Source organism: Calothrix sp. UHCC 0171, from assembly GCF_034931845.1.
GTDB lineage: Bacteria > Cyanobacteriota > Cyanobacteriia > Cyanobacteriales > Nostocaceae > Brunnivagina.
In genome coordinates this window covers 1-14,680 of the sequence record NZ_JAYGHN010000025.1, presented here as the reverse complement: position 1 = coordinate 14,680, position 14,680 = coordinate 1, and the positions used below count along the sequence as shown (strand labels likewise).

Here is a 14,680-nt window from a genome sequence, read left to right as displayed (position 1 = left end):
GAGAGTTGGTATTATTTATTCAGGCGAAATGCGATCGCCATCCCGAAGATTAATCAAGCCGGAAGTAATAATTTTCTCTCCCGGTTGTAACCCTTCGAGGACTTGGTAGTTATTACCTTGAATATGACCAAGTTTGATACGTCTATGTTTAGCCACTAGTTGAGAAGATGAACTTGATGGTTCCGTTTCTGCAACATAAACAAAGGTTTCTCCGGCAATACGTGAAATAGCGGAGGCTGGAATCGACACCCCTGGACGTTGTTTCCAAATCAATCTAGCACGGAGAAATTGATCTGCCTTCAACTGGTTCTTAGAGTTATCGTAGAGTGCTTTTACCAATACAGATTGAGTATTATTTGCGGCTTGGGGAGCAATGGAAAATACTTTACTAGTACCAACAGTTCGTCCTTGAATATCCAGAATTTCCACCAACATCCCATTTTGTAGTTTAGGTGCTAATTCAATCGGCACAAAGATATGTACTTCTAAGGGATTATTTTGGGTGATTGTTAATAAAGGAGTAGAAGTATTGACAACATCGCCCACCTTAATAGAAATTTCACCAACAGTACCAGTGAAGGGAGCGGTAATGCGGTAGTTCTGAGGCTGTATTTGTACTTCTTTGGTACTTGGTGTCTTAGTTTGTGCCTGTTGAATGGCTTTTTCTGCCTGCGCTATCACTAATTTTTGCGCCTGAATTTTGGCTTCCGTCGAACTTAAATTTGTTTTTGCTGTAGCCAAACGAGTTGCATATAAATCTTTAGTCTGTCTAGGAACAGCACCTTGAGAGGCAAGACCATTATAGCGGTCAAACTCCTGCTGATTTAATTTCACCTCAGTTTGCTGACTAATGCGATCGCTTTCCAATGTTCTCAAGCGAGAACGAGCAATTTCTAACTGAGACTCTGCTACTGAGGGCAGAGAATTAGTTGGAGAATTTATTGGAGGGTTTATCGCAGGTAATAGTGCTTGTGACTGGCGAAAATCAATCTGGACAAGGGGTGTACCTTGTTTTACAGCATCTCCTGATTTCGCCAATATTTGTGTCACTTGACCTTGAATGCGCGACTGTAAGGTGGCGGAACGACGCGACTCTAGACTAGCAACAAATTCTGATGTTTCCTGAACAATACCCTGTTCAAGTGTTAATAGCTTGACTGCCACACCTCGTAATTCTTTCGTGGTACTAGTTGTGGCAGTTTGAGGGGTTTGATTTCTAGGAATCAGAAAGCGCCAAATACCCAGTCCAGCACCTATTGCAGCAAGGATAATTAACAACGACCAAATCCACCGAGGTTTGTGATGCGGTGGGTCTAATACTGTTGGCGAAGAATTTTCTTCAAAATCGTTTTGCGGTTCAGAAGGAGTCATAATTTACAAAAACCTTGTATGTGAATGAGAAGCAAGTAAACCAGAATTAAATAACTGGAATTGAATAATGTAAAAATTACTTATTTAGCTAATACTAAATGGAAGAGAATATGGTATTGCATCCATCAATACTGTTTTCATGTATTTTGGCTTCTCAATTGCAAAATAAACAATAAGCTTAAGTCTACATAGGAACTGAGCTTCTTGTCCTATTAGTTTTTGCGGAAAATTTGGAATTATATAGTAGTAATATCTTTCACGGTTATATGCGTGTAATCAATAGTTTGTTTTCAGTAGTTAAGATATTTAGATAAAATTGTCAAAAAGATTACTTTGCTTTTCAATTTGCTCTCAATGTGGCATCAATTCGTCTCTGAATTTTCCGTTGTCTTTCTGTTGCACTGTTATATTCAGTATTTTTACGCTCAATCATCAAAAATTAAATATTAACAAACTGATTCTATATCTATCGCTCTTCACAGTAGTTGATGTAGGTGATTTTCTCAGACTCCAATATTAACAAACTGCAATGTCTGAGTAAAGCTTCTACGCACCGCAAAGTATGAATACGCTTAACGAGCTAATCTCCTGAAAGTATGTTGCTTTAATCTTAAAGTATTTCAGCCGATGGTAAAACGCCAGATCGCATTTTGAGTAACTGTGTCCTATGAGCGATGTCTACGACGGGCTACGCCCACGCACTTTTGATGATGAGGTTGATGTAGGCGATCGCGTTTGTTGTTGTTAGGGGCTTTAAGTTGAAATTAACTTGCTAAAGTTGCCTGGTTTAAGTAGCGGAAAGTACGCAAACTGTAATTGTTCATAAATTCGGTTTCATTTTTGCTAACACTTATTAGAGGCAGTGACTCATATGATTAGATTTCGTCTACTTTTTATGTTTGCAGCCGTTGTGCTTATATTCTATATTTTTTCACCGCCAACCTTTGCTGTAGCTACACAGTGTCAAATACATAAAAATAGTGAATGGCGCTGTGCAAAAGATAATTATAGAGCAGACAAAATCAAAATTACTAACCGTAGAGACGAGAGAGTTTCCTTTAAAATTGCTAAATGGAATAGCACCTGTGGAAAGCAAGGGTCTAATTATTCTGATACAAGCTACTCTTTAAAACCAAGGCAAAGCGGGTCTATTAAATTTGAAAGTGCTGCTGCTAATCAATGCAAAGAACTCTTTGTTTACGATTGCTCCCCTGATTGGTGTACAAATATTCTGTCAGTTAATCCTAGTTAGTCATCCCAGCGAGTAGAGGTATTGAGCGATCGCCTTTGATGATGCAATTGATGTGGGCGATGTCTACAAAAAACTCACCTACACATTTCTGATAATGGGGTTGATATGGGCGATCGCTCTCGTTTTTTACAAAAGCCATAATGTTGATATTAACTTGCTAAAGTTACCTTGTGGAAGCAAGTGAAAGTAAGCAAACTCCAATTACGGAAAAATACATATTGAAAGGATAGCTATTGTGAAGATAAAACAACAAATCATTCCCTCAATAAGTTCATGTTCATTGGCTCAAAGTAATTTAAAAGCAGCACAATTATTTTTAGTAATCATTTCTTTTTCATTTCTGGTGTGGGTGGTTGTATTTGTCACGACATTATTTTTATTATCTCAAGAAGTATCTCAAGACAAAAACCAATTTATTTTAGAAACAAAAAACATAATTAAGTAAAGTTAGGAGAAATCAATGACTACCAATTCATCAAAAAATTCTCCCAACGAAATTAATCAACAATTAAACAATGATCAGAATAATGGCAATCAAATATCAAATCAACCTCAATCTCAGCAGGATGAAAAAGAAAAACCAGACTTTTTAGAAAATGTGCCTGGTGAAAAATTCATTAAATCGGTTTTAAACCCTTTTTTAGGTTTTTTACAGAAAATCGGTGTAAATGTCAATAGTACATTAGTAACCTTTGTTATTGGATTAAGTTGGTTAGTTACTATGGAAATTCCTAATCATCACCAGACATCTCGCTCTGGAGCTTGGGATATCATTAACTCGGCTTCAGATCAGTCAGGTGATGGTGGAAGAACCTCTTCCTTAGAAGACTTAAATAATTGGCAAAAGCAGCGACAAAAATGGAATATTCCTTTTGTTTCTGACTTAATCTTTGGTAGTGAAATCAAGCTAGAAGCTCTAAAAGCTAGTAATGCTAATCTTAGTGGAATTAAATTGGACAGAGCAATTCTCAACTATGCAAATTTCCAAGAATCTCAATTTTGGAATGCTAATTTTGAAAATTCTATTTTAAAAAATGTAAATTTTCAAAGAGCAATCCTGGCTGGTGCTAATTTGAAATATGCTCAACTGCAAGGTGCCAACTTAAGCGGTGCTAATTTAAGTTGTTTTCACAAAGATAACCAACAACAAGACAAACAGGATATTAAAACACAATGTACTGAACTGATAAATGCTGATTTGACAGGAGCTAAATTGATTGGTGCCAATCTTATAGGTGTTGATTTGACAGGAGCTAATCTGAAAAATGCTGATTTAACTGGCACTGTCTACAATCAACGAACGTTAGACACGTTAAAAATAGGAACTCCAAATTTTCAACAAGAATTAGAAAATAAGGGCTATATGATAAAACCTGGGATTAAACTTATTAGTAAAGACTTAACTGATGTTAATTTAAGTGGTGCTGACTTGAGCAATGCTGAATTAATAGGTGTTAATTTAAGTGGTGCTGACTTGAGAGAAGTAAATCTTCAAAATGCCAATCTCTCTCGCAGTGTTTACACGGAAACAACTAAGTTTCCAGACGGTTATTCTCCAAAAAACGCATATCTAATTAAGCATGGTATTAAGTTGATTAATAAAGACTTAAGTGGGGTCAACTTAAATAACGCCAGCTTAGTTGGTGTCAATCTAACAAAAGCCAATTTAGCAAATGCTATACTGACTGATGCCGATTTAACCAAAGCTCAATTAAAAGAAGCCAACTTGGAAAATACCAACTTGGAGAATGCTAAGGTGAGCGAAGAACAATTAAAGGCTGCCAAAAGTCTGTGCAATGCAAAAATGCCAGATGGAGAAGTATCAGATTTTGGGTGCAAACCCTAAGTAGGGAAAAACATAGCAAGTAACATTTACTTGTAGATAGGCAGTGATATTCACACTGGTAAATTACTGTAAACCATCAAACCTACCTTACACCTTCCACCGCCCCCAAAGCCAAAAGAGCAGATCGCTGTGCTGCTGTTAACCCAGTTACCCCCCTGATATTCATCCCTTCATAAAGGCGATCAACCTTCAGGGTTTTCATGCACTCACCTGTTCCCACATCCCAAAGCTTAATTCCCTCATCTTGACTAGCATGAACCAAGATATTACCAACAGAATTAAAGCAAACAGAACATACTCCACTACTATAAGTATGCAACACTTTTAAACAGGTGAAGTTATTGATATCCCATAGACGAATTGTTTGATCAGAACTCGCGGATGCCAAAGTGGAACCATCAGGGCTAAAACTAACTGACCATACAGTAGAAGTTTGTCCTGGCAACACTTTTACGCAAGTAAAGTTAGTGGTATCCCATAATCGAATTGAGCCATCAACACTACCACTAGCGAGCATTTTACCATCTGGACTAAAACTCAATGACCAGACTGCATCAGTGTTACCTGACAAAGTTGTTATACATTTACCTTCACCCACATCCCACAACTTAACCAAGCAGTCCTGACTAGCTGTAGCTAAAGTATTACCATCAGGACTAAAGTTAACTGACCAGATTGCATTTGTGTGACCTTCTAATGTTTTTACACATTTATGCTCGTGATTATTCCACAACTTCACGCTCGCGTCCCTACTAGCACTAACCAAGGTTTGACCATCTGGACTAAAGCTAACTGATGTTACTCCACCGCTATGACCATATAAGGTTGTAATACAATCACCAGAAATAACATCCCACAGTTTAATGCTGGTGTCATCACTGCCACTCGCTAATATAGAACCATTAGGACTAAAGCTAACTGACCATACCCAATTTGTGTGACCTTGTAAAATTCTAGTAGAGTACCCAGACGCAACATCCCATAGCTGAACTAAACCATCACAACTACCTGTCGCCAACATATAATCATCAGGGTTACAACTGACCAAAAGTACCCCACTGGAATGACCCTGTAAAGTTCTCACACACACACCTTTGCTTACATCCCATAAACGGACACTGGAATCCCTACTAGCACTAGCTAAGATTTGATCATCAGGACTAAAAATAGCTGAGTACACTTCACTGGTATGTCCGTGGAAAATTTTCACACACGAACCTTTCTGAACGTTCCACAACCTCACACTGGAGTCATGACCACCTGTAGCTATGGTTTGACCATCTGAACTAAAGCAAACTGACCATACCCAATTTGTATGACCGTGAAATGTTCTTACGCACACACCTTTACTCACATCCCATAACCGAACAGAGTGGTCACTACTGCCACTGGCAAGAGTTTTACCATCTGGACTGAAACGAACCGAGCAAACCCTACCATCATGACCTGACAAAGTTTTTATACAAATACCTGTACTGACATTCCACAAACGGATGTCGCAATCTTGACTACCACTTGCCAGGATAGAACCATCTGGATTAAACCTGACTGAACATACCGCACTAGTATGACCATACAATATTTTGAGACATTTACCTAAATAGATATCCCACAACCGAATTGAAGTGTCTAGGCTACCACTGGCTAAAGTTCGACCATCGGGACTAAAGCTGACAGACCAAACAATACCCTTATGTTTATCTAAAGTTGTTAGACAATTTCCTGTTTGTGTATCCCACAATTTGATCAATCCATCATAACCACCACTTGCCAGAGTCTGCCCATCTGGACTAAAGGCGACCGTCCAAACCACACCTTCATGTCCTTTAAATGTCAACAAGTTTTTTCCATCTACCATTTGCCACAAATGAATCTGCCCATCCATATCACCTGTAGCTAAGAATTTTCCATCTGGACTCAAGGCGAGTGAATAAATATTCTTCAAGCTTTTAGCAAATATAGACTGATTGAAAGCAGTATTTTGGAAATTAACTCCAGCTAAATTGATACACTGTAAGTCAGCTTGCCAAATGTTCAAATTTGAGAAATCATACCCTTGTAAATTTACTTGCAAATGCGCTAACAAGTTGAGGATATTGCCCGCCACATACCCAGTTAATATTGCGGTTTGATGTCTTTGCTGCTCCAGTACATCCTGCAACAAAATTACCAACTGTTGTTGACTGCCTATCTCTAGTAACAATTGTTCAAGCAAGGGTTGTATAATTAATTGCTTTTGTGTCTCCCGAATGTAGTCTTTAGCTGTTGCTTTGATTAAAGCATGGGTTTGAAATAAGCTTAAATGGAGAGACTTTTCGCCTACTAATTCTTGACAAACTTGTTGAACCAATCGCTGCGTAGTATACTCCATCACTACAGGTTGCAGGAAGAAGCGATCGCCATTTTTTTCAATTAACGACCGTTGCAATAAAGATTTAATTACTTGTGGTATGAAACGCTGGGATGAAGATGTCACTATATCAACAGCTAAATCGGCGAGGGATACTGGCTCTCGATTAATTGCCAGCCAATACATTACTTCCTCTTCTACTGCCGACAAACGCTGGAATTGACATTCCAACAAGTCGCCGATGTCTTCAAAAATTAGCGATCCCTGTGCTGCATACTCTAAAACAGAACTAATCCTACCATCGAAAAGTTCTTGGGTTCCGGCGGCTACCATCTTGAGGGCTAAGGGATTACCTCCATAATGCTCAATCAGTAATTGCCATTCTCGTTCCGTACCTGTAAACTTTCCTCTTTGCAAAAATAACTCTTGTCCCTCACTAGGATTTAATCCCTTTAATGGTAGAGACTTCACCCCTGCTCTATCTCCCTCTAACGGGATCATGTCTCTGGGTTTTTCCCTGGAAGTAATCAAAACACAACTTTGATGAGGTACTTCACCTACACACTTGAATAATTGCCCATATCCCTCGTAACCAGGACGACATTGTCCTGCTTGACCATCACTAGTTAAAATTGTTTCAACATTGTCTAAAATCAGCAGACATCGGTTTGATTGCAAACATGCTATCAGTTGCGATATTTTCCTATCAAAACTTTCGGGGATCACCATGTCTTTTCGCAACGACCACAGCAAAAATTGCAGGATGTTGGTTAATTGCTCCTCTACTGATGGTGCATTTTGCAAGCTGCGCCACACCACTACCTCAAATTCGCTTTGAATTTGCAGCCCCAACTTAACTGCTAAAGAGCTTTTGCCAATGCCACCAATTCCCAGTAATCCAACTAAACGACACCTTTGTTCTAATATCCACTGCCGTAGTTGTAATAGTTCTTCACTGCGACCATAAAATACAGATACATCCGGTGCTTCTTGCCAGTCATACTGAGGATTTGTGCGTCGGATTTCCGAGTCGTCAGGGGGGCTGGGTTGGGTGTAATCGCTTTTACACAATTCTAAGCCAAAGGCAGCAAAGGCAGCTTGCAACGAACTCCTATCTACAGGTTCGGTACGTCCCTGTATTTTAGATATAGTATGCAGTGCTAGTTGAGTGCGATCGCTCAAATCTTCCAATGTAAAATTATTACCAGCATTCTCTGCCAACTCGGCTCTAACTTTTGCAGATTGGAGCTTATCCCAGCCTTTGAGGGTGAGGATTACACCCCGATTGCGTCGAGTTTTTTGCTGTTTCATTTGCTTTACCTAAAACTATGTAGATGCTCCTTCAGGAAGGGAATGCTTTGGGACAAACAGAAACAGACAGCCTTAAAAAAATTAACCTCATTTCAAAATAATAGTATGTTTTGACCAGTTATAAACTTGACAATAATTGCGATCGCATAAGTCATCTACGTCAAATACATCTATTCATCTCACATAATCCCACAAAAGCGATCGCTGGTAGTCTCAGGTAACTACCAGTCTATTTGCCTGTTATTTGTATGGCGATCGCATTGAATTTTGAAGCACAGGCAAAGGTAATTTAACATTATTATCACTTGCAAACATTCCCCCACAAAGGCTTTGAGTTTTTTTTGGTGGTGACTAGCAGAATGCGGTGGTTTCGCTATGCCTATTCGTGAAGGTAAAGCACAAGAAATCTACATCGTTACCTCTGGTGAGATGATGGCGATGTATGCAGCAAACAACATCGCTCGCGGTATTTTGAAATATGCTCACTCCGGTGGTGTACGTCTAGGTGGTTTGATTTGTAACAGCCGTAAAGTTGACCGTGAAGCTGAATTGATCGAAAACTTGGCTGAACGTCTCAACACTCAAATGATTCACTTCGTACCTCGCGACAACATCGTTCAACACGCTGAGTTGCGCCGTATGACTGTTAACGAGTACGCTCCTGACAGTAACCAATCTCAAGAATATCGTGCATTGGCGAAGAAAATCATCAACAACGAAAAGCTTACCATTCCCACCCCAGTAGACTTTACAAGGGGATGTACATAAAACTATCATGACTATGAATATAATTTCTGTCCTGGAAGCCTTTCAGCATCAACCGTCTCTTTAAATGATTTATTTTGGTTTCAGCAACTCAAGGATTGCTATTTATCTTCATGGGTAGAATATCAATCTAAAGTAAAGATTAGAAATGGCTTTTGAATTAGCACAAAAAATATCGCCAATTCCAGATATATTAAGATGGCTACCCGTGCTTGCAAATATGGATGAAACCACTCGAAATAAATATATCGATGCTGTTCCACAACGATTGCGAGAATTTTTAGTTAAGGTATAAATTTAAGCGAGATTATTAATAGACTTGTTCTTAAATTTGCAAGCATTTACTGACAAAGCTTTGAGCCAAGTCGATTACACTCCCAGGGAATCGTTACGCGATCGCTCTTATTTCCAGCGAGATTTGCAGTAGTTGTCAATTTCTTCCTCTGTTTTTAATCTGCTGGTTAAGTTTCCACTCCGTACAAATAAACAGCGCTGCATCGCTTTCTCACCTTTCGCTTTTACTTCGATGAATACTGGACGAGGTGATGGTTTCACGATGATTCGACATACATCTTTGCGTTCGACTTGGTGGAAGGTGACATCAATTAATGTTGCTAAATCTTTTCCTAGTTTCGGTAGTAATAAATCGTTGATGAGGAATAGTTGATATGCGTCGCGTTTGTTGGGTTTGCTGAAGGTTTGATAGTCTAAGTCGAGTCCGATGATTTGTTTGTCGTCGGTGACTCCGATGAGTAATGTTCCACCTTGTTCAGTATTCAGGAAGGATGCGACGGTTTTGAGGATGACTTGCTGCATTTCCGGGTTTTTTTGGTTTTTATCCACATCCCAGAAAGCGGTTGATTTGAATTCTAATGTGGAACTTTCGTCTTGGGTGGTGAGGATGTTTATGATGTCTGCGTCTCCCGTCATTGGTGCAAATTCTCGGTATGCTTCTAGTGCATCTTGTTTGACTTGTTCGGGGACGATGGGGAAGGTGGTGAGGATATATGCAAATTCGTCTTCGGTTAAACCGTAGAGATGAGCGATGATTCCGTCGAGTTCTGCACGGAGTTTTGCACGTTCGGTTTCGTCGGTGACTCCGTTAGTGTGGGATTCTAGTCCGACGGATGCAGCGAGTTCGTCGAATTCTGGGGTGGTACAGATGAGTTTAGCAGCGCGATCGCATATTTCGTTGAAGTATTTGTCTCCTTCTGTTAGTCGTGGGATTGGTGTTTGATAAATAAAGAACATCGTCAAATTAGCAGATACCTTTTGACGTAAAGCAAAATCGAAACAGAAGCTATTTAACGCAGTACATATATATAGAAGATGCTTATTATCTTGAATTGGTAAAGTAATATTTAGAGAGTGACCACAAACAGACATTGGAGGTAATACTGCTCCAATCATTGTTCGTGTGTCACTACTTCTAGCAATTGCGCGATAAGCAAAACGATAACATTGATAATCTAATTTTTGACCTTCGTCTTTCCCATTTCTTCCTAATACAGCTTTTCTTCCTTCTTGCTCATCAACCCAATATCTCGGTTCAGCGAATTGATGGGTAAACTGATGAATCATCTTACCTTCATAAAGGGGGATTCTATTTTTTCCTGATTGTTGTTTAAATAAATGACTATCATTAGTCATGTCAAATTCACGAGTCAAACGCAAATTCCATTTATCATCTATATTGTCTCCCAATAATGGAAACTTCAGCATTTTCTCAGCAATGCGAATATCTACCTCATTTTTAAATTCCATCACCGAGAGAGAATCGGGTGATAAACGACGAATTAATGGGACGGAAATATTTACTTGTTCATTTTTGTTACTAAAAAATGTATTTAAATTTTCTACTTTTACTGCCTCTCGTGGGTCAATACGAAAAACTGTTCTAAAAGATTTAGTGTCACTACCTTTCTCAAAAGTCAGTAAGGAAAATTTAAATCGGTGGTCTACGTTATCAAAAATAAATCTTTCATTTGATAATCCAAAAATAGCATCAACTTTTGTTTTAGAAAAAAGCATTTCCCTTAACTGCTTTGAACCAAGGTCTGTGTAAATACCAGAAGGTACGATAATTCCACAAAGTCCACTATTTCGTAACAGATTAAAGCACTGTTCTAAAAATATTTTATAAAGATTAATATCTGTCCCTGCTTTCTTCCCATTCACGATAGAAATTTGGTTTTTGTATTGTTCTGCGGAACGATAATAAGCACTGATATAAGGAAATTGACTTTGATACTCTAACCAAGCTTCTGCAATTTTAGGTTCTAGCAAAAGTTTTTTCTGCTCTTTTTCAAAAGCTTTAATATCCATTTTGCTTTTTTTTACCAAATCATTATATTCAGCAAAAAACTCTCTTGCTTGTGGTTTAAATATCTCCCAAGGTGGATTAGTAATAATAATATCAAAACCACCCCTTCCCAGAATTTTATCGAAATGATAACCCCAGTGAAAAGGCTTTAAAGCAGCAATGTCATCAATCGTTAAATCACGTTTGACTGCTTTACCAGTTAACTGAACTTGCTCATACTTAATTTTCAGCTTCTGACTAAATTCTTCCAACAACAAAACATTTAATTTCTCTTGCGATTTTTTATTAAGATTATCAATCGAAGCACGCAAATTTAATAATCTTTGGTCTTGATGGGTTCCTTCATCTAAACTCGCAAATTTTTGTTTCCCATGAATAAAAGCATGTTCCTTATACATGGCAATTGACTTATTCTTTTCTTCTAAAATCCCTTGATATGTATGATAGGAACTCGATTGAAATAGACTTAATTGTAAATCGGGATTTTCTTGTTGATATCCTCGTGCTTTCGCTTTCTTGGTTAATTTAACTTTATCAAAATTTTCTGCATTAACTCCAATCAATCCAATCAAGGAATTACCAGCCATAATATTAAAATCAATATTAGGTAGTGGTTCCAATTCATCCACATCATGAGTAGAAGCAACTAAAGCGAGGAAAAGACGTAATTTAGCAATTTCCGTCGCTTCCTCCATAATATCCACACCATAGAGATTGTCGGTCACAATCCGCTTTTTAATATAGTAAGCGATGGATTTGTGAACATTTTCCAACTCTTGCAACTCATCTCTGGTTCTTGCATCCCCAATTAACTTAATTGAACCAATCGCAGCACCATAAACTTGAATCAAAGTTTTCATCGCTGCAATCAAAAATGCTCCCGAACCACAAGCAGGGTCAAGAATTGATAGTTTTGGTAAAATCTCTGTGAATAATAAACGATAAATACTTTGTTCTTTACTTAAAAGCAGTTGGTTAATATCTTCAAATTGATTGAACTTATCCGAGATAGTCTCATTTACCCGGTCTACAATTAACTTATGAATTGTGCGATCGCATAAATATTCGGTAATTTGCGGACGAGTATAGTAAGCACCAAAGGCTTTTTGGTTAATATATTTCTCGAAAATATAGCCTAAAACATCCGGGTTTATCTCGTCGTCTTTTCCTTCCGGTGTATCGTCTAAATTCCAAGTGTAACGCGCAAATAATTCTAAAACCTGCTCAAAAGCTTCGTCAGCAATAGTAATATTATATTCCTGCTCAATTCGATGTCTTAAAAACAAACCACCATTCAGATATTTAACATTTCCTACCAATGGTTTAACAGATTCATCTCTATCATTTTCCGGTTTTGCAAAAGTCTCAAAAAACAACACCTGGAGAAACTGACGATAAAATAAATTTTCTCCCCGTTGCTGACTTTCCTCTAATTTATTTTGTAAATACTCCAAATCTCCATTTGGTTTATGGCTCGATTTATCAATAAAACCCTTACGCTGAAGAAAATAAACAAACATCAAGCGATTGAGAATAATCGAAGTATACCAACGTCTATCACTTTCATGATTAATCCCTTTCACATAACCCAAAAACCGCTTATGCTCTTCCTGAAAATCCTTATAAAATTGCTTGGTAACTCGTTCAACATCAAAAGATTTTTGCAACCTTTGAGCAATTTGGACTACCGATAAACTATCATCCTCATATTCAGTAATATCAATTACTAAAGACGCTAACTTACTTAAAAATAAATCTCCCGGTTGACCTTTTACATATACATGATCGCGAGTAAAGACGCGCAATTTCGCATCTCTACCTTCTCGTTTTACCCAATACCATAAACTACGAGTCCGGGTTTCATCGATAAAAATCAGCAGATTTTCCGCTTTTAATTTCGCAATTTCTTGATGAATTGCAGCACGAATTTTCGCTTGGGGAATCATCCCATCGGTTCCTGTAACCTCAAATACAGCTACACCCGACACCTCAGCGATGCATTTATACTCGTAAGTTTTCTTACTTCGACATAGCTCAGTAACCTCCTCAATTTCCAACGGGATAGATGTTCTACGTGTCGATTGTGACCAACCTAGCTCCTCGATAAACAAATCCTCGAATTTAAAGTCACGTAATAAATCCCGCGTGCGTTGGAAATTGAGTGCCATAATATACTACCCTGTTGATATAATAAATAGAATTTTGTCTAGAATTGACGAACATAAAAAATCTGCCCATAGACCGCAGTCATGGAGCAATAGCCCTGTTAAATTCGGGGTTTTAATAGTAAATACGCAATGATACTGTTACTTTGATAGCTTCCAAATCACAAAAAGAGTGCAGAATAAATACGTAGATACAGTAGTTATGTCTAAAGCTATATACTGTCAGTGGTAGTATGTATCAGGTTAAAATTTGACTAGATAAAAATATTTTTCTAATTTGATTTCAGCATAGAATACTCAAAAGCCCTCAAAGTCCTATCCAGCAAAGGTTTAAAGGACTTGGTGTAATTACTTAAGTAAATCTACGCTTTGTAAAAAAACATCTCACGTATTTTTAAAATAAAAATAAAATTAATACAAATAATTCTTTATAGTTGAAGTATTTAAGATTATGAACATTCTCCAGCTTCTTTAATGGCAAAATCAATCACACTTTGACTTAAACGAATATTGTGATTGAGCATTTTTTCGATAGCTGTTTTAATAGACAGAGGATAACCTTCACGTTTAGCACGTAATAAAATTCCAATTGAACCTGTCACCGCAAGACCACTTAATCTAGCGATTCTTCATCCCACGGCTTCATCAATACAAACAGTTGAAATCTTCTTATCTAGCGCTAGTTGAATAACTGATGCTTCTCCCAAATCTAAAGAGTTAAATAGAAGAGGAGAAATAGTTAAAGGAGAACTTTGTTTTTGTAGCCATGATGCTGATTGAAATTCAGTGATGCCAAAGCCTGTAGTGCCACCAATTAGTATCTCTTGGTACACTTCAAAAGGAACAAGAACATCTGTATAAAGAGACTCTAAAATTTTTAAATCACCCATAGCAGCGACAAGGGCAATTAAGGGAGAAGTGTTAATAATAATTTGATTGGTACTAGGCATTTTCTAGGTCTGATAATAATTCCTCTTCACTAAGGTCAATTAAGGGAACCCCATACTCACTTAGTTTGAGGATAAAGGTGACTCGATCTACTCCTAATAATGCGGCACACATACCAGAGGAAAGACGCTTCATTTCATAAAGTTTAACAGCCATTGCCCATTTTGATTCTTGCTCAAATTCTTCTCTGGTTTTGCCAACAGCATCAGGTAATGTTTCGGGGTAGTTAATTGTTAGTTGTAAGGACATCGTTCTTCTTTCTCCTATTTGGAACACTTTAATTAAATAATATGTGATATATAGGAATCATGTTTCAGTGTTGTTGGCATAGTCTGTGCTTTGCACTTAT

11 protein-coding genes and 1 pseudogene are annotated in these 14,680 nt (G+C 37.9%); 5 read left to right on the top strand and 7 right to left on the bottom strand.

The window, feature by feature from the left end; genetic code table 11:
- Positions 1-15 precede the first annotated feature (15 nt).
- Positions 16-1,371 carry an efflux RND transporter periplasmic adaptor subunit gene (locus VB733_RS18050; RefSeq protein WP_323341448.1) on the bottom strand — a complete coding sequence of 452 codons (1,356 nt, stop codon included), beginning with the start codon at positions 1,369-1,371 and terminating at the stop codon, positions 16-18.
- Positions 1,372-2,242: 871 nt separating this feature from the next.
- Between VB733_RS18050 and VB733_RS18045 the strand changes: the two genes are divergently transcribed.
- A complete protein-coding gene (locus VB733_RS18045; RefSeq protein WP_323341447.1) occupies positions 2,243-2,623 on the top strand; it encodes a hypothetical protein in 381 nt (126 codons plus the stop codon).
- Here VB733_RS18045 and VB733_RS18040 read toward each other — a convergent pair.
- Positions 2,616-2,762 (bottom strand): hypothetical protein, encoded by a 147-nt coding sequence (locus VB733_RS18040; protein WP_323341446.1) that lies wholly within the window; start codon positions 2,760-2,762, stop codon positions 2,616-2,618. The two genes, VB733_RS18045 and VB733_RS18040, sit on opposite strands and share 8 nt — an antisense overlap.
- A 96-nt stretch (positions 2,763-2,858) precedes the next feature.
- On the opposite strand from VB733_RS18040, the gene VB733_RS18035 reads away from it, so the two are divergent.
- Positions 2,859-3,068 carry a hypothetical protein gene (locus VB733_RS18035; RefSeq protein WP_323341445.1) on the top strand — a complete coding sequence of 70 codons (210 nt, stop codon included), beginning with the start codon at positions 2,859-2,861 and terminating at the stop codon, positions 3,066-3,068.
- A 15-nt stretch (positions 3,069-3,083) separates the two neighbouring features.
- On the top strand, positions 3,084-4,469 hold the full coding sequence (locus tag VB733_RS18030; protein WP_323341444.1) for a pentapeptide repeat-containing protein: 1,386 nt from the start codon (positions 3,084-3,086) through the stop codon (positions 4,467-4,469).
- 82 nt (positions 4,470-4,551) lie between these two features.
- Here VB733_RS18030 and VB733_RS18025 read toward each other — a convergent pair whose 3' ends face one another.
- Positions 4,552-8,130 carry a WD40 repeat domain-containing protein gene (locus VB733_RS18025; protein ID WP_323341443.1) on the bottom strand — a complete coding sequence of 1,193 codons (3,579 nt, stop codon included), beginning with the start codon at positions 8,128-8,130 and terminating at the stop codon, positions 4,552-4,554.
- 360 nt (positions 8,131-8,490) lie between these two features.
- On the opposite strand from VB733_RS18025, the pseudogene nifH reads away from it, so the two are divergent.
- Together nifH and VB733_RS18015 are read left to right on the top strand one after the other, a co-directional pair.
- Positions 8,491-8,877 (top strand): annotated as a pseudogene (nifH, locus tag VB733_RS18020) (nitrogenase reductase); the annotation flags it as partial.
- Positions 8,878-9,043: 166 nt separating this feature from the next.
- On the top strand, positions 9,044-9,190 hold the full coding sequence (locus VB733_RS18015; RefSeq protein WP_323341442.1) for a hypothetical protein: 147 nt from the start codon (positions 9,044-9,046) through the stop codon (positions 9,188-9,190).
- Positions 9,191-9,297: 107 nt separating this feature from the next.
- On the opposite strand, the gene VB733_RS18010 is transcribed toward VB733_RS18015, so the two are convergent.
- From VB733_RS18010 to VB733_RS17995, 4 genes are all read right to left on the bottom strand, one after another.
- Entirely contained in the window at positions 9,298-13,386 is a 4,089-nt protein-coding gene (locus VB733_RS18010; protein WP_323341441.1) for an Eco57I restriction-modification methylase domain-containing protein, read from the bottom strand.
- A 446-nt stretch (positions 13,387-13,832) separates the two neighbouring features.
- On the bottom strand, positions 13,833-13,985 hold the full coding sequence (locus VB733_RS18005; RefSeq protein ID WP_323341440.1) for a DUF3368 domain-containing protein: 153 nt from the start codon (positions 13,983-13,985) through the stop codon (positions 13,833-13,835).
- Positions 13,986-14,012: 27 nt separating this feature from the next.
- The gene (locus VB733_RS18000) at positions 14,013-14,333 is read right to left on the bottom strand and encodes a hypothetical protein (protein ID WP_323341439.1); all 321 of its coding nucleotides are present in this window, start codon (positions 14,331-14,333) and stop codon (positions 14,013-14,015) included.
- On the bottom strand, positions 14,326-14,580 hold the full coding sequence (locus tag VB733_RS17995; RefSeq protein WP_035152110.1) for a UPF0175 family protein: 255 nt from the start codon (positions 14,578-14,580) through the stop codon (positions 14,326-14,328). The genes VB733_RS18000 and VB733_RS17995 overlap by 8 nt, the downstream gene beginning before the upstream one ends.
- Positions 14,581-14,680 lie beyond the last annotated feature (100 nt).